Consider the following 19891-nt stretch of genomic DNA (forward strand, 5'->3'; position numbering starts at 1 on the left):
GTCAGGAGAGCAGATCGGCGTATGGCAACGGCTCGATGCCGCGCGCGCGGTCGATGTTCTCGGATACCTTGAGCGCGGCTTCCAGCTCGTTGATGCCGAACTGTTGCATGAGCCGGTATCGTTCGGCTTTCTCTTCGGGTTCGGTCTGGGCCAGTGCGAGATACAAGCTCGGTGGTACGGCCCTGAACAGCACCTCCATGCTCTTGGAGAGAATGACGCCCTCGCTGAACTTCCCGGATTCCTTCCTGGCCGAGAGCATCAGTGCCTTCTGCGCTGGCGACAACTCGCGGAACCTGGCAATTTTTTCGACTTCGTCCGGTGGCATCGACAAGCACAACCACCACTCGATCATATTGAGCATCGGCTCCGCCGCCCTGGGCAGATCGTCGATGTTCTGCGTTGCCAACCAATACCAGGCGCCCAATTTTCTCCACATCTTGGTGATCTTCACCACGTACGGAGACAACAAGGGATTGCGCGTGATGATGTGGCCTTCATCGGTCACGTTGAGGATTGGCCGACCGAGAAACTGGTCGCGTTCCGCAATGTTGTTGACGGTATTGATCAGGGAGATGTAGGCGATCGAGAGCTGGGCGTTGTAGCCCTCCCTGGCATAGGTGGCGAGATCGACGACCGTGATGTCGGCTTCTGGCCAGGGCGTGCCGGGGCGGTCGAACATTTCGCCGTCTGAGCCTTGCGTGAAGATGTCCATAGCGTCAGCCATCTCCAACAACCGCGTGCGACGGGTTTCGGGCAGGGTCGAATCGCGGCCGCGCTCGCGTAGGGCGTCGCGCACGTCGCGCGTGAGCACATCCCGGTCTTGCGCGACGCAGTGGCGGGCGGCGTCCAGGATGCACTGGCGGATCAAGGAGCGGTCGGCCCGCGTCATGCGGGATTCCTCTTTATCTTCGCCGCCCGTGATCATCAAGCGTGCGGTGATCTCAAGCTCGCCGAGCACATCGCGCTGCTCGTCCGTATCGACGGCGGCCGGGTCGACAGGCTGTTCCTCATCCAGCGCATCGGCGTCCAGCGTCTGCACATCACTGGGGGATTCGATCAACCGGCGGGCATCGGCGAACGGCGCGAGGCTCACGCCCGAACCGGGCGCGAGCTTGACCCGGTTCACCGACAGGCCCAGCCGTGCGGCGAAATCAGCCAGCAAGCCAAAGGAATTACCGGCCTCCACGATGAACATGCGCGGGCGGTAGATCGCGGCGACCTGGTTGAGGATGTTGTTAAGCGTGGCCGACTTGCCCGAACCCGTTGGCCCAAACAAAAACAAATGGGCATTCATTTGCCGATCCAATCTGCTGAACGGGTCGAACGTCAGTACTCCGCCACCGCGATTGAACAGCGTGATGCCGGGCCTGCCCGTACCCTGGCTGCGTCCCCATGCCGGCGACAGATTGGCGGCATGCTGAGCGAACATCAGTTGCGTGTACCACTGCTTGCGGTCCGCGCCGGGGTTGTAGACGCAAGGCAGCCAGCGCAGATAGCTGTTGAGCGGCGCGACTTCGTCTTCTTCGCGGACTGGCTGCAGCCCGGCGTTGAGCATCACGTTGGCGAGCTGCAGGCCGCGCCGGTCCAGTTCGTCTTCGTCGTCGCCGGAGAGGTAGAACGCCAGCGAGCCGCGATACAGCTTGTGAGAGCTGCCGATCAGCGAACGCGCCTCCTGCACGTCCTGGAGCGCCTGCTCGGACGCCAGGGTTTCTCCGACTGACTTCTTCGCCAGTTGGTTGAGGTGCGCTTCCAGGATGTCCTGCGGCGTCGCAACCAGCGTCAGGCACATCACGGTGCCTTCGGGCAGCTGGTCGAACAGCGTGTTGATCGCGTCGCCCTTACGCGTTTCGCCGGTGAGATGGCCGGTGGCCGGCGGCATGCGCAGGCGGTCGGTGACCATGACCCGGTGCGGCAGGCTATCGAAGTACCACAACCCCAGCTCGGCGTCGGAGCGCGGCTGGCCGAAGAACAACCTCTGCGAGAAATCCTTGCCGCTGGCGAGTTCGATCTCATCAGATTCCGGTGCCTCCGGATAGGCCGCCAGCCGGTAGAAGCGTTCGCGATCCTGCGCCGTCGGCCCGAGCATGGTGGGCCGGGGATTGAACCAACGCAGCAGCCAGTCATGGATCTGCGGCGCATCCAGCCGGCGCGTCTGGATACCCGCGTTGGACAGGCCGCCAATCAGGCGGTCGCACACGACGTTCAGCGCCTGCTCGGGTGTCTGGCCGCGGCGGCCGGTCTGGCCCGCAGCGCGGCGATAGACCACCATCCGCACGCGCCGGCTCTGACCGCGCCACGGCAGGCGTGTGACAGCCGTGTCCTCGAACAGCCCGCCGGATTTGGCAACGGCGCGGAGATGGTGGGCGAACGAGGTCAGGTAGAACTCCGTGAAGCGGCTACCCTCGGCACGCGGCTGAACGTAGCCGCGCAGCGTGTCCAGGTACTGGTCAAAGTTGGCCTCGTCCTGGGCGTAGAGCTGGAGCACCCATGGATTCGCATCGAGCTCGTCGAAGCTGTCCTGCAAGGCGTTTTCCAACGCATCGCGTGCCCGTGCCAGCCAGGCGGCCTCGCGACCTTCAGTGCCCAGCGGCGTCAGCTCGAAAAAGGCGGCAACCGAGACGCCATCCTCAAGCAGCATGCACTGCGAATCCGGCAGGTACTCAACCCACGGCAGCAGCGCGACGAATGACGGTGCCGCATCGTACAGTGCCTGCTCATCGGCCACCGTGGCCGGGCGGCTGGGCGCGACCGCCTCGCCGGGTTCGGGAATGCCGGCCTCGCGCAGCGCGCGTACATGGCGCGTCCAGCCATCCTGCCGGTCATCGATCTGCGCCGCATCGTTAGGTGCCCGCCGGCGCCAGGGCAACGACCAGGCCATCAGTACGCCTCCGTGCGTTCGCCCGGCATCGCGTACTGGACGCGCTGATACAAGGGGAAAACAGTCGAATAGCCTGGCACCGGCACGGGATCGGTGCCGGCCAGATGCGGATACACATACATCACCAGGTCTGGATTCAGCAGCCTCGGGAACTGGTGATGGATTTCGTTCGCGGCCGTACGCGTGTAGCGCATCTGCTCGGCGGGCGCGGCCTGTACATCCGCATCCGTCAGCGGCCGGCGCAGGCTCTGGCGCGCGTCCAGCAGTTGGCGGCGAGCCACCTGACCGCTGCCGCCGTCGCCGGCCGCCTGGTGCCAGATGTCCTGCATCGTGCGGCCGCCATGCGGCATCAATTCTTCCTTGCTGGTGGCGCAGCCGGCCAGCGCCGCCACGGCCGCCGCCAGCAGCAGCGGTTTAATCCAGTTCGAGTGCATGAGCTTCTCCTGCGCGATGGTCGACGCGGCGGCCTTCGGGGTCGTAGTCAATCTCAAGGGGTTTTTCGAGATGAACGGCGACCTGTGCGCCGGGCTGGACATAGACCGCCGCGAAGGCTTGGCCGTAGAGCCGGTTCACCCACTGCGACATGTCCTGCACGCCGCCGGCGAGGATGCGTCCGACCGCCTCGTTGGTGCTGATGCCGACCGTGCCGATCGAGCCATCGGCACCGACATAGGACATCTGGCCGCTGTCGGAGTCGATCAGCGAAGCGACGCCCGCGCCCGCGGCGGTGATCAAGGCCTGGGTACCGAGATACTGCTGCGCATTACTGCGGCGTTCGCCACTGACACAAGGAATCCCATACGGATCGCTGATCCAGCCCAGGCCATCCTGCTGGTTGTTCTGCTGGCTGCTGCGCTCGCTGTCTTCGGGAATCGTGCGCACAGTCCCGTCATGGAACACGAACGTGATGCTACGTACCTGCCCCCTGACGCAGGACAAGGTCCAGTCGCCGCTGGCAGTGCCACTGAACACCGCGCCAGCCACATCCGGGATGTCGATGCCGTTGGCGGTCAAATTGTCCGGCCCGACGAGGACTTTGAACGGGAACGGGTCGTTGACGGTGCCATCGACCGGGACACGGCCGATCAATGCGGTCATCGCGACCGATCCCATCAGGGTGGAGTTCGTCGGTACGGTGTAGACCGCCTGGGCCGTCTTGACGCCGGCAGCCCTGGCACCGGCATCGGCAACATGCCCGACGGTGGCCTCCAGCGTTTTCTGTGCCGGTCCGAAGCTGGTCGGGAAGCTCAGGCTTGTACCCGCGCCGCCGCGTCCGTCGGTCTGCCTGGCGTCATCCGGCTCCACCCAGCGGATACCGCCTTCGCCAGCGAAACCATCGCCGTCACCTTCGCGCAAACCCAATCCGACCGGCAGATCGGCATGACCGCCGCCACCGATGTTCTCCAACCGGCGCTGCAGATCCTGCAACAGACCTTCGGTCTGCCGGCGCTCGCCGGCCAGTTGCTCCTGGTCGCGACGCAATGCGGTGCGCTCGGCTTCCAGCGCCGTGCCGATACGCTGGTCGATCGCGCTTTCGCGCTGGCGCAGGCGTTGGTTTTCCTCGCGCTGGGTGCGGTTGTCCGCCGTGGCCGTCTGCAATTCGGTGCGCAACTGCCGCACCTGCGCCACCAGGGTGGCGACCGTATCGCGGGGCGTATCGCCCTCGATGCCGAGCGCCTGCATTTCTTCGGCGGTGAGCTGCGGTTCGGCATCGACGCTGGTGGGGGGCTGGTCGCCGCCGCCGGAGAACAGGCGGATGCCAAAGAACAGCACCAGCAAGGCGACCGGAAGCACTAGCCATTTGAGCAAGCCGTTACTGCGCATCGCCGGACTCCTTGAGGTCGTGACCAGGAGCGACCTGGGGCAACAGTGCGGCCGGGTCGAAGCGGTGGATGGCCGGCAGCAGCGACTGCGGCAGGCCGCGACCGCGCGTGACCAGATACAGCACCGTGGTGTCCTCCGGCGTGCCGCGCGGACCGAGCGTCGGATGCTGGAAGGTGGCGGTGAGAAAGTCCCCTTGCAGCGCGCGCGGATCGAGATCGATCCAGCCGCCGCCGGTATGGGTCAGCCGCACGGCGGTCACCCACTGATCCTCCAGCCGCCATGCCGCCAGCGCCTCGGCGCGTACAGGCAGGGTCGGCAGCAAGGTATCGAGCGGCAGGTCGCGGCGCAGATTCACGCGCATGACGCCGGGCACGGGCTCCACGGTGCGCAGCGGGGCGTACAGGTTCTGGGCCGCATAGCGGGTCAGCACCACTGCCACCGGGGTTTCGCGCCGGGGCGGACGGGCTTGATCTGGGGATGGTGCAGCGGTGCCGGATTCCTGTGCCTGGCCGTAGCGCTGCGGCGTGGCGTTGCCCTCGACGATGCGCACTGGCTCCAACGGCGGCTCGCCGTCCTTGGCCGGCTCGGCAGCGATGTCCAGCAGGATCAGCGCGCCGCTGTCAGCATCCTGCAATTGCAGTCGCGTGGGCTCGATCGGTTCGCTGGCGCGCAGATAGACCGCGCCGCCGGCACTCTGCACGCGCAGCCGGTCGCCGACGCTGGCCGGAACGCCGACGCGTACATTGCGATCCACGAACACGATGCGTTCCTCTCCGACCTGCAGCGGCACGGCCAGAGGCAGGCGCTCCCAGCGCAGGATTTCCACGGCATGGGCCATGGGCACGAGCGCGCAGGCCAGCATGCCCAGCCAGACGAGAAGGCGGGTCTTCATGGGGAGTCTCCTTGCTGGCCCAGGCCGCCGCGAGCAGGTGGCTCCGGTTCGGGCGTAGCGATGCGCTGCGGCGCACCGTCGTAGCAGTCGAGAACCAGGCCGAAGGGGTTGCGCGCGGGATCAACGTCCGACCGCGCGACTTTGAGCGGGTAGCGCACCAGCGCGCGCTTGACCTGCTCCGGCCCGTGGTACTCGTCCGCGCTGAGATCGAGCGTCACCACCCAGTTGCGATCGGAGACCGTGCGCACGCGCGCGGTCGGGTTGTCGCCGTAGCCGCGCCCGGGGATCTCATACACGCCACGCACCCGCTGGCGCAGCTCTCCCGTAGAACGGCGGTAGTCATAGTCGGCCTGCAGAAAGGCGCGGCAGGCGGGGGTGAAGTACGGCGATAGCGCATGCAGGTTGCGCGCGTAGTCCTCTTCGCCATTCGTGGGCCAGCGGTGCAGTTGCTGCCACACATAAAAAGTGAATGAATAGACGCTCTCCGGCGGCACGTCCCACCAGGGCCGGGTGCTGCCCGAGCGCAGATCGGGCGGAACGTGAATGGTCAGGTCGCGGGGCGCGCTCCACCAGCCGCCGCCCATCACCAGCGCGATCAGCAGCAGCGCAACAGCGCCCAGGCGCAGGGTTTTGATGTGCGCTTGCAGGTGCGCGACTTCGTTCCGGAAGCGGCTCATCGCGCTACCCTCCGGTTCGACCAGCGGCCCGAACGCGTGATCAGTGCATGCCCGCCGATCCAGCCGGCCATCAACGGATAGCGGGTCGCGATGCGCCATTGCAGTTGGCGGTACAACCAGGTGTCGGGTCTGCCGCGTTTCTGACGGCGCAGGATGCCTCCGCCGATGAACACGCCGAAGGCGATACCCAGCACGATGAAGGTGGGCGCGATCGCGATGGTCGAGAACAGCCAGGACAGGGGCGCGCCGACCAGCAATCCGGCTGCGCCGGACAGGCCGCAGCAGATCCACAGCTCGTCCGCCGTCAGGCCGCGCACCACCACGGGATGCCGGTTGAGCCGGTGCGGAAGGAACATCACGGTGCCGTCCGCACGGATGTGCTGATGCTCGGACATGGGCGCGGCCTCAGAGAATCCCGGTCGCTTCGGTGAGCAGCCAGATACCGATGACCAACAGCACCGCGCCGATGGCTACCGTGAGTCCGAACTGGCCCCAGGTCTTCCTGCCCGTGTGGATTTCCGCGTAGGTGCCGTAGGCGTGGTAGCACACGCCAATGAACATCGACGCCACGACCAGCAGTGCGACCAGGAGCACGATGTCGTAGCCGTAGTTGCGAATGGTCTCCATGATCCCGCCGCCGGTGCCGCGCGACGGATTCTCCAGTTGCGGCAGGCCCTGTGCGAACGACAGCGCGGGCAGCGTGGTGAGGCTCAGTGCCAGCGCGGCGCGCCGGGCGAGACAGATGCGGGGGAAATGAGCGGTTTTCATGGTCTGACCCTTGTGGTTAGGAGAGGAGGAAAAAAGTCAGCACCAGGTACATCGCGAGAAAACGCACGACGACGCCGAGGAACTGACGCTGGTTGAGCTGGTTTTCCGCCCAGCCGACGTAGGCGGTGCGAATGGCCCAGGCCCCCCACAGCAGCAGCACCGCGAACACGAGGCCGACGATCACCGTCGCCATCGCGGCGGGTGCGATGCTGCTGTTGGCCTGGAAGGCGCTGATCTGCGCGGAGGTCATGGCTGGGCCTCCGGTGCCGAGAAAACGTCGGGGGCGGACTCGTTGCGGTAATCGCCGCTCAGTACGGCGGGGTCGCGTGGCTGGGCGCGAGACGGCGCGAGGTGGAACTGGATGCCGGCGCGCACGCGCGCGAGGTCATCGAGTAGACGTGGGTAGTCGAAGTGGTAGCGCTCGCCCGCTGTGATCGGGGTATTCGCCGCACTCTGTGCGACGAAGCGTTCCAGCGCGTCGAGCTGGCGCAGGGCCGCAGCCAGCTCCTGGCGTTGGGCTGGCGTGCCGGCATGGGCCGCCAGCGGCGGGCTCGCCGTCAGCGCCATCAGCAGCAGGGCGGCCACGCCGCGATGCGCGGCGTGGCGTGGAAACGAAAACACCATCGCGCCATTCCTCGGTTCGATCAGCAATGGCTCGATCGTGGCGAGGCAGGCGCTTCAAGACCGCAAACAATGGGTACTGCGAACTGACCGGATTGATGGATGCCAATACCGTTGGTGCCAGCTTGCGATATCCTGCGATCAGCATTAGATCAAGGGAAAATGTATGGGGTTAAAGGCCGAGCTGAAAGCTCTCGTAGATGAGTTAGATCAAATACACAAGGGGGCCACGCCATGGTCCGAAGAACCTGGAATTCCTGATTTCGTCACTGCTGAGAATGGTATGCAGCGGTTCTTCACAAGGAAGGCAAGAGAGGCACTTGGGCAATTCTCCAGCACCCTCCATCAGAATCGGCCCCAGAAGTCAGTGAAGATTGAGTCTGAGGCCTATCAAAAGGTAGTCCGTCAGACCGTTGCCGACTTGCATGCTGCGGGTGAGCTCTTAGGATTTGATGAATGCGATCAGGGCGGGCTTCTTCCAAAACTGAAGTTACTCATTGAGGAACGACTCGCAAGCATCGCCAACGAGCACACGCACTATTTTCCTGCCTGGACCCTGGGCATGGAGAGGGTTTCTCCTTTCTCCCTCGGCCCGGTGACATTCTTGAATAGATCCGACTGGATAGATTCGGTCGACTTCCCTCAGTACGGAAAGGATCACTATCTGAACCAACCAGAGGCGAACCACCGCTGGAAGGAAATTCTCAAGGATGCCTTGCAGAATCCCAATGATGGCTCCTCCATCGAAGGGCTGGCCAACGCCGTCTACAGTGCGATCGTCGGATGTCCGGCCTTGGTCAAGGTAACAGTCCGTGGCTATGAGCGTGAATTCTCACGCAAGTTGGCGAGGTTGGTTGCCAAGACAGCGCTTGACGCTATCTCTCTTGGCTTTGGGGCCCCCGAGTGCTTCTTGCAACAGGCGCTTCAAGACGAGCGTCTACCGCCTGCCGGTAGCGATCGCCTGGTCGAAACCAAAGGATTTCTGTGGTTGCCCGGAAGCTCGCTTGGGAAGCGTATTACTTCGCAACCTCCCGAGCGAGTAAGGCAAGCGTTGGATGACATGACGTCTATTATTCCGGCATTCGCGGCGATCCTTGATGGGTTGCTTGATCCATCGAGTCACCCGCATCCCAAGCTTGCCAATCGATGGGCTACTGCGCTGGATTGGTTCGGCGAAGGCAATCGTGAATCAAGTGATGCCATAGCGCTGGCGAAGCTCGGAACCTGCCTAGATGTACTGTGCTGCGGTGGCAAGAACGATGGTATCCGTGAAATGGTCATCCATTTAACTGGTACGAGTAGCGAAACTCAGGTAGTACGGGGCAACCGTCCTCGCACACTGAAGCAGTTGGTCAAGGACATCTATGACCACGGTCGATCGCAGATACTGCATGGCACACACTACGACAGGCTGGAATCATTCGCCGCAGAGCGCCAGTATGCCACCTACCTCGCACGGATCGTGTTGATTGAGTGCGCAGTGCGGTTACAGCACTATGGTGGTTCAGATGAAGACAAGGCGTTCAGAACAATATAGCTACAGGTACTTTTTGAAGCTCCCCGCAGTCAGAGATACAGCCAGTCCCAGTAAGGCGGCGCTGGGTAACAGAATCAGCAGTGGATGCACCGAGACCGGCATCGCCAAGTAGATCACCCAGGGCAGTATCGCCAGTGGCAGTAGCGAGGCTTTCGCGCGATGGTAGACGAAGCCCGATTCCCGGCCGGCGCCGAACTTGCGCACGTCGCGGCGCACCAGTCCATCGACCAGACCGACGAACACTGCCGTGAGCACCAGCGGCAGTGTCAATACCAGAACCAGCAGGCGCACCATAAAGGTCAAGGTGATGAAAGCGGCGGCAATCAGATAGCGCTCGGCCCAGACATAGACTTGGCTGATGAAGTAGCGGAAATCACGGGATTGTCCTTGGCCCGGCGCGCGGGCGCGTTCTGCGGTATCGTTCATCTTGTCGAGCAGCCCGGTCTTGACGAACACCCACTCGTAACCCGTCTCCACCAGACGGTGCGCGGTGCGCCCTGGCTCCTGCACGATGGCGCTGCGCGTGAAGTGATTCGACAGATGCCCCAGCTCGTACTGCAGCATCGATTGCGCATGGCGCCAGCCCTGGTCCTTCCAGAACAGGTGCATGCCCACGCACTCGATCAGGATCGACAGCATCAGCGAGGCGATCAGTACCCCGAACAGGCGCAGCGGCAAGGAGATCGCAGTGGCGATCAGGCCCTGCCGGCGCTGTTGCTGCCGCTGCGCAGTGGATGCCGGGTCGCTCATGGCGTGTGCTCATCCAGGCCCGTGTCGCCCGTGACGTTCGCGGGAGGGTCGCTCGCAATGGGCGCTTCGTCGAGCAAGTCGTCGGGCAAGGGGCCATCCTGCAGCATCGGCGACCCCAGGTTCTCCCACCAGTGCGCAGCCTCGGTGTAGTGCTGGCGCATGTACCCCGCGAGCTGCTGCAGATCCTCCGGCATGGCCTCATCAGGGTCGGCCGCCGGCAGCGGCATCCTGACCTTCCACAGCTGTCCGCCCTGCATCAGGGCGAAGCATTGACCCTTCGGCAACGCTACGACATGAGAGGGCTCGATCATCGGCACGCTGGACATGCTGATGCGGTCTTGCGTGTTGCTGGTGAAATCGGTTGAACCGCGGATCTCCGAACTATCGGTCGCACCGCTGACGATGGTCGTGGTGTAGACCTCCACCTTCGGCAACTGCCTGGTCAGCAGTTCGGCGGTGGCGGTTTCGCGCACCCTCAACATGAACACATTGTTGAAATTCCCGACGACCTGACCGGCTTTGGCCCTATTGCCGATGCGCGCCTCGATGTCGCTCAGGGTCTGCGTGTAAGCGGTGATCTGGAGCCCGGCGCCGCCCCCCTTGTTGATCATCGGAATGAACTCGTCGCCCATCAACTCATTGAATTCATCCGCGTGAACATTGATCGGCACCTTGGTGTTCGCGGAGGCCCACGGCAGACCATCGTCGATACCGTGTTTATAAATGTGGCCTGCGACGGAAACCAAGTCACTGAACATCGAATTGCCGACCGCCGCAGCGACTTCGGCATCAGAAAGCGCATCCAGGCCGACATAGACAATGGCGCGCTTCCGGATCACCTGCATCCAATCGAAAATAGGACGGGGATCACCGAGGTCCGAGTAGTTCGGGGCCAGCAACTGGGCGACCTTGCCGCTGGTGAGCTTTTCCAACAGAGGCAGCAGCGAGGCGACGATCTTGTCGAAATACGTCTTGTCGTACCGGACCGCCGAGCGCAGGCCGTCGAGCACCGGATCGTAGTTGCGCGCCTGGCTGAGGTACTGCTCCAGGGCCACGACACGCTTCTCGCGTCCGATCATGTTCCTGGGGATGTTCTTCTCGTTGAGCTTGGCCTCGATCTGGACGATGACTTCCCAGGCCTTCGGCTCGGTGCGGGCGAAGAAATGCGCGGCGTACTCGATGAACAGCGCATCGATGTTGATCACATGACGCTGGATCAACAGATAGTCCGGACGTTGCCCCAGCTCGATCAGCGCCCTGGCAATGACATTGACGAATCTCCAGGCAAATTCGCGAAAGGCCGCGCTGTTGCCTTCGCCAGAAAGCTGGCCGGCGATGCGCGTTGCGACCTCGCTGATGCGGCCAAACCGTCCCACGGCGTTATAGCGCGCGCTGATATCGGGCCAGCCGAGATGAAAGATATACAGCTCGTTCTCGCGGCCGGCGCGCTTGGCCTCGACGTACACCCGCTTCAGGAGATCGGCATCACCCTTGGGGTCGATGACGATGACGACTTCATGCTCGCCCGCAGCGTTTTGCCGCCGGATGTCCTGGGTCACGAACAGCTCGGCGAGCCGCGTCTTGCCCACGCGTGTCGTGCCCAGCACCAGAGAGTGTCCGACGCGTTCGCCCAGCGGCAGGCTGACGTCGACTTCCTCGGGTTCGATGCCGTGCAGGCGCGGCAGGCCGCCTACTGGCGGCAAGGGGCGCACGGGGTTGAGCGGCATGTCCCAGCTGGTGAGGCTCGACAGGCGCGAAAGTGGAAACGGCGCGAACTCCAACCGTTCCTCCAGGCGCCGCGCCAACTGGTAGGCCGGTGTCGGTTCAACGTAGCGCCTGAACTCGGGCCGGTACGTCTGCATCAGCCTGTGCGTGTGCTTCTGTTCCCAGCGAAAGCCTTTGCCGATGAATAACCGCTGCTGGCTGACCGGCACGTCGCGGCTTGTCATGACGTAGCGCGGCAACCTGCGGATGTTGCGGCGATAACGCAGAATCACCTGCGCGTCGCGCCAGCGGATCGCACCGAAGGTGGCGAACGCCAGCGCACTGCCGATACCCATGGCCGGGCTCAGCGCGAGCGACCACGGTGCCACCAGGCACAGAAACGCGGCGCCGGCGCAGACCGCCACGGTGTACAGCTCCACCGCGGGGCGCAGCAGAACTTCGACGGGCTGCGTCTGCGACATGGCGTCATTGCTCGATGCCGGTGGCCGTGACCAGCACCGGGTAATGCCGCAGGCCCAGGCGTTCGGCCAGATCGTCGGCGGACATCGGCGACAGATTCAGGCCGGGCGCGATTGCACGCAGTTGTGCCAGCGCCTGGGCCGTCTCGACATTGACCACCAGGCCCCAGGCGTTGCGTTGGCGCAGCGTGTCGGCGTGCTGACGCAACCAGGCTTGAGAGGTCGCATCGTCACCGACCAGGAAGAATGGTTGCAGTCCGGGGGCCTCGATGACACGGCGGGCAACCGTTCCCGGCGTGAGCCTGGCACTGCGCACCGGCAGCATGGCCGTCTCATCGACAGCGGCGGTTGGTGCCTCGGGAATGACGATGGAGGGGAGTGGCTGACTCGTGGCGCGCGGCTGCAGGTCGAGCGCTTCGTAGTACGGCAGCGCGGAAGCGCCGCCCCGGTCTTCCACCACGATCAGGGGCGGCGTGGCACGCACCGCGCTCATCGGCACGGTGGCGAGCATTACGACAAGAAGGCCGTGCGTGGCCCGGATGGATGAGGTCATCGGCTGTTCTCCTGGCGGGGCGCGTGTGCGGCGGTCTGTTGCGGGCCGAGCACGCGCTGGAGGTATTGTGAAACGCTGCGCCGGTAACGCGCCGCGGGCGCGCCGCCAGCCGGTCGGTGGTAACGCCCGACCGCCAGCAGCCAGTCTTCGCCGGGGGTGTGCTGCTCTTTCAGGATGTCGGCGGCGATGCGCAGGTTGTCGTAGGGGTCGAGCAGATCGCAGGGCTGGCGGTAGCGGTGCTGCTGGTAGCCGAGGTTGATCTGGCCCAAGCCCACGTCGATGCGCGTGGGGGGCACCTCGCGCAGCGCCTGGCGCACGCCCGCACAAGCCTGCGCGCGCGTGGCGTAGCGGCGCGACTGGCCGGCGACATTGAGCGACCAGGGCCACGGCACGATGCGATCGTCCCGGCGCACGCCGCTTTCCTGCAGCGCCACGGCATAGAGCACCGTCGAAGGAATGCCGGCGCGCTGGGCCGCCAACTGGTAGGCGGGCGGCGGAATTTCCTGGGCCTGGACTGGCCCGGTCGCCAGCGCGGCGGCCAGCAGCACGCGCAGCGGCCACGTCGGCATCAGGGCTGGCGCTGCCATTGGCCGTTCACCTGACGCACCACCGCGGGCAGTTCACCGGGCAAACCCAGCGCCAGCCAGCGGCCACCGTCGTGGTTGAGCGTGATCGAGCCGCTGCGCACGCGCGCCGGATCGATCTGCGCGCGCTGGGCCCACTCGCGGATGCGCGCGTCGTCCTGGCGGCTGCCGACCATGTACAGGTCGAACTCGGCGTTCGCCGTCTGCAGACGCTGCACGACCTGGGCACACGGCGCGCAGCCGTCCCGGACGAACACGGCGGTACGACCGCTGCCGGTCATCGCACTGCCGCCCGGCAGCGCATCGGGCAGATTCACCCGCTGGGCGTCGGGATGCAGGCGTTGCCAGGCTTCGTCGTAGGCTCGTTGATACGCCAGCAACTTTTCCACGCGGCGCGCTTCGACCTGCACTTGCAGTTCGGCATAGCGCCGTCGCTCCTCGTCGGAGCGGGCTTCGATGCCGAGTGCGGTCAGCGGGTCGAGGTTGGGTGAATGGATGCCCAGCGGCCCTTCCATCAGTTCGCGGTAGCGTCCCCATTCGTCGCCGCGCAGCCCCCAGTCCCGCGCCAGGCGTTCATCGCGTGCCTGATCGATCTGGCTCGGCGTGACACGGGAAGACTGTGCGGGTGTGCTCTGGGTGGCGGGCTGCTGCGCGAAGGCCGGTGCGTTCAGCGCGGCCAACAGGAACAGCATGGAAAGTGCGCGACGTTGCATGGCGCCTCCCGATCAAGGAATCGCCAGCCGGCGCGTCTGGTCACCGGCCTGGAACACGGCGGTGTTGCCGTCGATGGTCTGCAACTGCCAGCGCCCGGCATGCTCGCCGGGAAGCAGCACCTGGATCTGCCCGGCCGAGAGCGGGTCGGTGGCGGGGGCGATGGAAACGGCGCGCTGCCCGGCGCGCAGTTCCGCACCGATCAAGCGGAAGGGAAACGGCACCTGTGCCGGTGCCGTCGTCGTCGCCCTGGCGGGACGCGGCGCTGCGGGCGTGCGCGCGGCGGTCTGGCGCTGTGCCTTGAGCTGCTCGACCTCGCTGTGCAGTGTCTGCAGGGCCGCCTCGGTGGCGTAGCCGGCCAGCGACTGTTCGAGACGGGCGATGTCGGCTTCGAGGCGCTGGCGGGTGTCCTGCAAAGCTTCCTGCAAAGCTGCCGTGGTCGCCGCTTCGGGGCGGGCTTGCAGCGTCTGTACGTCGTCGGCGAATTCGGCGAGCCGGCCTTCGAGCACCTGCAGTTGGCGTAAGGCCGAATCAACTTGACTCTGACCGGCCAGGTCGCCCGCAACGCGGAAGTTGACGAGCACCAGTGCGCTGAGTCCGACCATCCAGGCCCACAGCAGCAGGTACAGCACGAAGGCCGCGCGCGAACGCGACGCATGGGCCACTGCGCTCATGGCTGGCCTCCGTCGACGATGGGAAAGGTCTGCACCGGCGCGGCCAGTGGCGTGTCGGTCTCGGGATCTGCGGAGGGCTCGCCGGCAGGAACGAAGCAGATCTGGCGCGCCCTGTCATCGACCTGTACATCCCAGGCCGGCCCGGCGAGCGTGAGCAGTGCGTCGCGCAGCGTCATCGGCCCCAGATACAGGTGCGCCGCCGGCAGCGGCAGCGAATACAGCTCGATCACCGCATGGGCGTTCTCGCAAAGCTGGTAGCCGCTGCGCTGGAGTGCGTGGCGCAGGCCGTCGCCCACCGTCGCTCTGGCATCCGCTGGCATCGCCACGTCGATGACCTGCAGCAGCAGGTCACGCTGGGCCGCGGTGGGAACAAGCTCCACGAGCGTGTAGCGGCCATAGCGCACCACCGGAATCAGTTCAGGTGACTGCGGCGCTGTGTCGGCTTCCTCGACAAGAGGATCAACGGGCGGTGCGGCGGTGGTGGCGCAGCCGCCGCTCAACACAGCGGTGATCAGCAGGCCGCTGCCGGTCAGGCGCCGTAGAAGTTGGGTTGCTGGCATGGTTCGGCTCTCGATGGCGATGAGCCGATACCTTCGCCGGGCAGACCGAATCGTTCAGCAAAGAATACGAAAGAGTCTTGGATCGCTTTGTTCGCGGGTGTAGGTTGGAAGTATGAGTCTTCGGAGGTTGAGTCAGCGCAGGCTTGTAGGGAAGGCGGTGAATAACTAACGGTGTTGCCGACGATGGGCTGATATTATTCGTAAGACATATTGCAGGGGGTGTGCATGCGGATCTCACGCGTTAGGCTGATCAATTTCGCCAATTTTTCGGATGTTGATATAAAGACTGGCGATAGCATCGTTATCGTTGGTGAGAATAAAGTCGGAAAAAGTAACTTCATTCGTGGATTACAGCTGATTCTCGACCCAGGATTGTCCGAGCGTGACCGGCAATTGAGCATAGAGCACTTCTGGGATGGCCTGGTTGAAGACAAGATCGGTAAAATCATCGAAGTCTCGGTGGACTTGACCGACTTCACTGATAACCCGCGGTTGATGGCTCATCTCAACGATTGTGTGATTGATCCAGGCCCACCCATGACGGCCCGTCTCACCTATCGCTTCCAGCCCAAAGCCGGACTGGGACGCGCTCCGGAATCGTTGAAAGACTATGAGTATGTGATCTTTGGTGGTAACGACCCCGAAATGCACGTCGGTAGTGCGTTTCGCCGCATGTTGCCAATAGACGTCCAGGTGGCACTGCGTGATGCTGAGAAGGATCTCGCGAGTTGGCGCAATTCACCATTGAGACCCCTCATCGAAGATCTTGCCGAGTCGTTGGACGAAGACGCCCGTGAGGAGATTCAAAATCAGGTTGACGACGCACAGCGGGAACTAGCTGGCCACGCCCAAGTGGTTGCGACGGCGAACCGGATCAGCGAGCGGTTGATCTCCATTGCTGGTGAGCAGCATGCTGTGCCTGTGTCGCTTGGACTCGCTCCAACTCGGGTGGATGCGCTGCTTCGCAGCTTGCGATTGTTAATTGACAATGGAATTCGCGGCGTCGGTGACGCTAGTCTGGGAACCGCGAACCTGATCTTCCTGGCATTGAAGAGCCTCGAACTCGACCGCCTCGTGTCTGACGGAGAACGTGACCATACATTCTTTGTGGTTGAGGAGCCCGAAGCGCACCTGCACCCGCACGTTCAGCGCCTTGTCTATCGTTATTTCCTTGGCACCGGAGGGGATGAAAACGAGGAAGATGCTCCGCTAACAACGATCCTTACAACTCACTCCCCACACATTGCAAGCGTTACGCCGATTAGATCCATCGTTCTGCTACGTCATGACGTGGGGGCAGGCAAGACTGTCGCCGTTTCAACTGCGAATGCGCCGTTCACACAGAGGGATGAAGAAGATCTACAGCGCTACATTGATGTCACGCGTGGCGAGATTTTCTTTTCTCGGGGGGTCATTCTGGTCGAAGGCGACGCAGAGCGTTTCCTGGTCCCCGCGTTCGCTGAGGCGCTTGATATCCACCTCGATATGCTTGGGATTACCGTGTGCTCGGTTGGCGGAACTAACTTCACGCCGTATGTGAAGCTCCTAGGCCCTGAAGGACTGGATATTCCTCATGTCATCCTGACGGACTATGATCCGGTCAATGGCAAGGCTCCGCTGGTTCGCCGGCGACTGATCAATCTTCTTGACGTGGTTGAAGACGAGTACGACCACTCGGAGATGGAGACAGATGACGTAATTGAGCTTGCCGAGGAGTTCGGATACTTCGTGAACGAGAACACACTGGAAACGGAGTTGTTCGCCGGTGGGTTGGCTGAGTCGATGCGGGATGTAATTCAGCAGGAATTGCCGCAACTGAGGCAAGCAACCCGAGAAGCATTGCAGCAGTGGGTGGATGACTTAGACCAGGTCGATGAAGAACGGCTGCTGAAGCTTATCGAAAGAATCGGAAAGGGACGATTCGCTCAGGCCCTTGCACGCTCAGTGTCCGAGGATACTTGCCCGCACTACATCCGTTCCGCGCTGGAGCATATCCGCAATGCCGTCGCGTAGTTTCAGCACAGCCTACCTGGCCCAGGCTGCCGAGCTGGCCGGAAATCCTGGTCAGTTGGCGGCGTACAACTCCCAGGGACATTGCGTGGTGCTCGCCGGCCCTGGAAGCGGAAAAACCAAGACGCTTGTGCTGAAGCTGGCTCGCATCTTGGCCGAAGACGTGCAGGCACCGCGTGGTGCTGCGTGCATCACCTACAGTCAAGAGTGCGCACGCGAATTAACCCGTCGGCTTGAAATGTTGGGGCTGCGGGAGGCGCCAAACCTGTTCATCGGCACCGTCCACGGATTCTGCCTACGCCATCTGTTGATGCCATATGGACGCTTAGCTGATCTACCGATTCAGTTTCCCCTCTCAGTGGCATCCCAGCGAGTGAGTGATCGTTTGATCAGGCAGTCCGGAGACGAGCTCTTTGGGGCCAACCATCCTTACAAAGCTATCGATCTTGGACGGCATCGCCGATCCGTACTGAACCGAAACAGCGTTGCCTGGCGTAGCGAGGAAGAACTTGCCGCCTGGGCCGAAGCCTACGAGGCGGCACTGCGCCAAGGGGGGCTGATCGACTACGACGACATGGTGGTCTATGGCCAGCGCCTGATCGCTGAGCATGATTGGGTACTGCCTCTGGTGCAGGCGAAATTTCCGGTGCTGGCGGTAGATGAATATCAGGATTTGGGGGTTGCACTCCATCGCATCGTCAAGCGCCTGGCTTTTGATGGTGGCGTGCGCTTGTTCGCAGTCGGTGATGCAGACCAGTCGATCTACGGTTTCACAGGGGCCGATGGCGCGTTGCTCATGGAGCTAGCTGAGCGTGAAGACATCGAGCCGGTCAGACTTCAATTGAATTATCGCTCAGGGGCAGGCATTGTCAGCGCTTCAGAAATGGCGTTGGGTGAGGATCGTGGCTATCGGGCGAACGACCCGACCCGTCAGGCGACTATCGAGTTTGTGCTGTGCCCTGATGGGCTCGCAGATCAGGCCGCACACGCCGTCGCGCAGATCATTCCGGTGGCCTTGGACTCCAAGCCAGGACGAACGCTGGGCGATATCGCAATCTTGTATACGGACTATCGCGCAGGCGATATTGTGGCCAAGGCCGTGGCAGCCGGCGGTTTCGATTATATCCGCGTGGACACCGCCGCGCCTTACCGTAAAGTTGCCTTGACGAGTTGGGTAGAAGACTGCGCCGCATGGTGTGCGGGTGGCTGGCGTATCGCGCGTCCGCAACTGCGTGGATTGATCGACCGTTATCTCGCATTTCATCGAGCGAACTTGGACGATGCGCAGGCTCGACGCGAGGGGCAGGAGCTAACCGCTCTGTTGTGGGCGTTGCGCGCCGATCAGCAGTCCGCACGTGATTTTGTCGCATCACTGCGCAACGGCATCTTGGATCGTCTGTTGGTTGCTGAATCGTCGCTTGCCGATCAGAAGGAACAACTGGATCGCATGACGGCGGCGCTTGCCGAAGGTGGCGCGCTGGCTACGCTGGACATTGCGAGTCTGGGCGGACGTGATGGTTCGCCGGATCACCTGAACCTGCTGACACTTCATTCCGCTAAGGGATGCGAGTACGACGTGGTCATTATGGTCGGTCTCGACTATGGGAGTTTGCCATGGCGAAAACTGAGTCCAGAGAAGTTGCGCGAGAGTCGCCGGCTGTTCTATGTGGGACTCACACGCGCCCGCGACGAGGTTCACATGCTGTACTCGGGATTCGTTGAAGGGCGCTATGGTCCGATGCGCCATGGGCGCTCACCATTCCTGGATGAATTAGAGGCACGAATGCGTGCTGCGAACCTCTGAGCGACTATATAAGGGTTGGGGCTGTATCCGAATCGCATGGGCTCCGGATGAGTTAATACCGGTTCTTAACTAAATATCTGCCGCGCGCTGGGCTGCGGCACGTTCGCGCGCAAGTTGGGCGGCACGAGACATCGCATCTAGGTTGTCGATGCACCAAAGACCATCTACGCAAAGAAAGCGATCACTAAGCACTGCTTCGAGTAAATCCGGAAGACTGGCGGTGAAAAATCCAGCACCTGTGATCGTGGTGGTCGGCTCCAACTCGAGCATTGCTATAGGCACATCTGCGAGACATGGGCCGAAGTGCCCGGCTGGAGGGAATTTTCCTCCGAACTCGGTCCGCAGTCGCTCCTTGCTCATGCTCCTCGTGAGAGTGCTGTATCTCTCTTGTCTTAGCAACCAAAGCGCCTTGATGCCCTCGGCCCGATATTTCTTTTGCCGGGTACGGTAGTCACGCAGCGACTGATATGACCTTTGGATCTCGATAGCCAACTTGGCCTCGCCACGCTCGCCCCAGACATCGGCTTTCCAGCGGCTGGTTTCGCTGCTCCCTGGAACCTCAACCGAGGCTCGGCAACCAAGATCCTCCAAAACGCTGCGCACCAGTATCTTGGCCGCGAGGTGCCACTGGCTTTCTTCGGAAGTGCTGCAGGCACCGCTTAGATGCGCGAAGAAAGGATGGCCATTGGCACTGATCTTGGGGACGGCTGGAGCATTGCAGCATGGCATTAGCAGATCGCCGACGTGATAGTTCCGTTGCAGCCCCAGCCACTGGGCCTGCGACATGCGCAGTGCATTCGCGACGCCAGTGCCATTCGCGTAGGCTGCTTCGATCACCATGACCATCATGCCCCTCGAGATCTGC

General features: G+C 63.0%; 20 protein-coding genes. 3 read left to right on the forward strand and 17 right to left on the reverse strand.

Annotated elements, in window-relative coordinates; all coding sequences use genetic code 11:
* Window position 1 precedes the first annotated feature (1 nt).
* The 9 genes from NPS58_RS10985 to NPS58_RS11025 are packed head-to-tail and all read right to left on the reverse strand — an operon-like array spanning window position 2 to window position 7663.
* Entirely contained in the window at window positions 2-2878 is a 2877-nt protein-coding gene (locus NPS58_RS10985) for a conjugative transfer ATPase (protein WP_015879495.1), read from the reverse strand.
* Complete coding sequence (locus NPS58_RS10990; RefSeq protein ID WP_015879494.1) at window positions 2878-3312, reverse strand: TIGR03751 family conjugal transfer lipoprotein; 435 nt, start codon at window positions 3310-3312, stop codon at window positions 2878-2880. The genes NPS58_RS10985 and NPS58_RS10990 overlap by 1 nt, the downstream gene beginning before the upstream one ends.
* Entirely contained in the window at window positions 3293-4702 is a 1410-nt protein-coding gene (locus NPS58_RS10995; RefSeq protein WP_015879493.1) for a TIGR03752 family integrating conjugative element protein, read from the reverse strand. Before NPS58_RS10995 ends, NPS58_RS10990 begins: the two co-directional genes overlap by 20 nt.
* Complete coding sequence (locus tag NPS58_RS11000) at window positions 4692-5594, reverse strand: TIGR03749 family integrating conjugative element protein (RefSeq protein WP_003296493.1); 903 nt, start codon at window positions 5592-5594, stop codon at window positions 4692-4694. The genes NPS58_RS10995 and NPS58_RS11000 overlap by 11 nt, the downstream gene beginning before the upstream one ends.
* On the reverse strand, window positions 5591-6271 hold the full coding sequence (locus tag NPS58_RS11005; RefSeq protein WP_015879492.1) for a PFL_4703 family integrating conjugative element protein: 681 nt from the start codon (window positions 6269-6271) through the stop codon (window positions 5591-5593). The genes NPS58_RS11000 and NPS58_RS11005 overlap by 4 nt, the downstream gene beginning before the upstream one ends.
* Window positions 6268-6666: a TIGR03750 family conjugal transfer protein gene (locus NPS58_RS11010; protein ID WP_015879491.1), complete on the reverse strand. Its 399-nt coding sequence runs from the start codon at window positions 6664-6666 to the stop codon at window positions 6268-6270. Before NPS58_RS11010 ends, NPS58_RS11005 begins: the two co-directional genes overlap by 4 nt.
* A gap of 10 nt (window positions 6667-6676) precedes the next feature.
* A complete protein-coding gene (locus NPS58_RS11015; protein WP_015879490.1) occupies window positions 6677-7039 on the reverse strand; it encodes a TIGR03745 family integrating conjugative element membrane protein in 363 nt (120 codons plus the stop codon).
* 16 nt (window positions 7040-7055) lie between these two features.
* Window positions 7056-7289 carry a TIGR03758 family integrating conjugative element protein gene (locus NPS58_RS11020; protein ID WP_003296490.1) on the reverse strand — a complete coding sequence of 78 codons (234 nt, stop codon included), beginning with the start codon at window positions 7287-7289 and terminating at the stop codon, window positions 7056-7058.
* A complete protein-coding gene (locus NPS58_RS11025; protein ID WP_015879489.1) occupies window positions 7286-7663 on the reverse strand; it encodes an RAQPRD family integrative conjugative element protein in 378 nt (125 codons plus the stop codon). The genes NPS58_RS11020 and NPS58_RS11025 overlap by 4 nt, the downstream gene beginning before the upstream one ends.
* Before the next feature lie 163 nt (window positions 7664-7826).
* Here NPS58_RS11025 and NPS58_RS11030 point away from each other — a divergent pair, with 163 nt between their 5' ends.
* Entirely contained in the window at window positions 7827-9197 is a 1371-nt protein-coding gene (locus NPS58_RS11030) for a HEPN domain-containing protein (RefSeq protein ID WP_015879488.1), read from the forward strand.
* Here the strand turns inward: NPS58_RS11030 and NPS58_RS11035 are convergent, their stop codons facing one another.
* From NPS58_RS11035 to NPS58_RS11065, 7 genes are read right to left on the reverse strand one after another with little or no spacing between them, the layout of a single operon-like run.
* Entirely contained in the window at window positions 9198-9947 is a 750-nt protein-coding gene (locus NPS58_RS11035; RefSeq protein WP_015879487.1) for a TIGR03747 family integrating conjugative element membrane protein, read from the reverse strand. It abuts the gene before it with no gap.
* On the reverse strand, window positions 9944-12133 hold the full coding sequence (traD, locus tag NPS58_RS11040; RefSeq protein ID WP_015879486.1) for a type IV conjugative transfer system coupling protein TraD: 2190 nt from the start codon (window positions 12131-12133) through the stop codon (window positions 9944-9946). Before traD ends, NPS58_RS11035 begins: the two co-directional genes overlap by 4 nt.
* Before the next feature lie 4 nt (window positions 12134-12137).
* Complete coding sequence (locus NPS58_RS11045; protein WP_015879485.1) at window positions 12138-12683, reverse strand: integrating conjugative element protein; 546 nt, start codon at window positions 12681-12683, stop codon at window positions 12138-12140.
* Window positions 12680-13270 (reverse strand): transglycosylase SLT domain-containing protein, encoded by a 591-nt coding sequence (locus tag NPS58_RS11050; RefSeq protein ID WP_015879484.1) that lies wholly within the window; start codon window positions 13268-13270, stop codon window positions 12680-12682. Before NPS58_RS11050 ends, NPS58_RS11045 begins: the two co-directional genes overlap by 4 nt.
* On the reverse strand, window positions 13252-13980 hold the full coding sequence (locus NPS58_RS11055; protein ID WP_015879483.1) for a TIGR03759 family integrating conjugative element protein: 729 nt from the start codon (window positions 13978-13980) through the stop codon (window positions 13252-13254). The genes NPS58_RS11050 and NPS58_RS11055 overlap by 19 nt, the downstream gene beginning before the upstream one ends.
* 12 nt (window positions 13981-13992) lie before the next feature.
* Window positions 13993-14652, reverse strand: coding sequence for a hypothetical protein (locus NPS58_RS11060; protein WP_015879482.1), 660 nt, complete (start codon window positions 14650-14652; stop codon window positions 13993-13995).
* On the reverse strand, window positions 14649-15212 hold the full coding sequence (locus NPS58_RS11065; RefSeq protein ID WP_015879481.1) for a PilL N-terminal domain-containing protein: 564 nt from the start codon (window positions 15210-15212) through the stop codon (window positions 14649-14651). Before NPS58_RS11065 ends, NPS58_RS11060 begins: the two co-directional genes overlap by 4 nt.
* 225 nt (window positions 15213-15437) lie before the next feature.
* Between NPS58_RS11065 and NPS58_RS11070 the strand changes: the two genes are divergently transcribed.
* Together NPS58_RS11070 and NPS58_RS11075 are read left to right on the forward strand one after the other, a co-directional pair.
* Window positions 15438-17225 (forward strand): ATP-dependent nuclease, encoded by a 1788-nt coding sequence (locus NPS58_RS11070; protein ID WP_015879480.1) that lies wholly within the window; start codon window positions 15438-15440, stop codon window positions 17223-17225.
* Complete coding sequence (locus tag NPS58_RS11075) at window positions 17212-19026, forward strand: ATP-dependent helicase (protein ID WP_015879479.1); 1815 nt, start codon at window positions 17212-17214, stop codon at window positions 19024-19026. Before NPS58_RS11070 ends, NPS58_RS11075 begins: the two co-directional genes overlap by 14 nt.
* Before the next feature lie 69 nt (window positions 19027-19095).
* On the opposite strand, the gene NPS58_RS11080 is transcribed toward NPS58_RS11075, so the two are convergent.
* Window positions 19096-19872, reverse strand: a complete 777-nt coding sequence (locus tag NPS58_RS11080; RefSeq protein WP_015879478.1) for a competence protein CoiA — start codon at window positions 19870-19872, stop codon at window positions 19096-19098.
* Window positions 19873-19891 lie beyond the last annotated feature (19 nt).

Source organism: Pseudomonas putida (assembly GCF_028682455.1).
In the GTDB taxonomy this organism is placed as follows: domain Bacteria; phylum Pseudomonadota; class Gammaproteobacteria; order Pseudomonadales; family Pseudomonadaceae; genus Aquipseudomonas; species Aquipseudomonas putida_AA.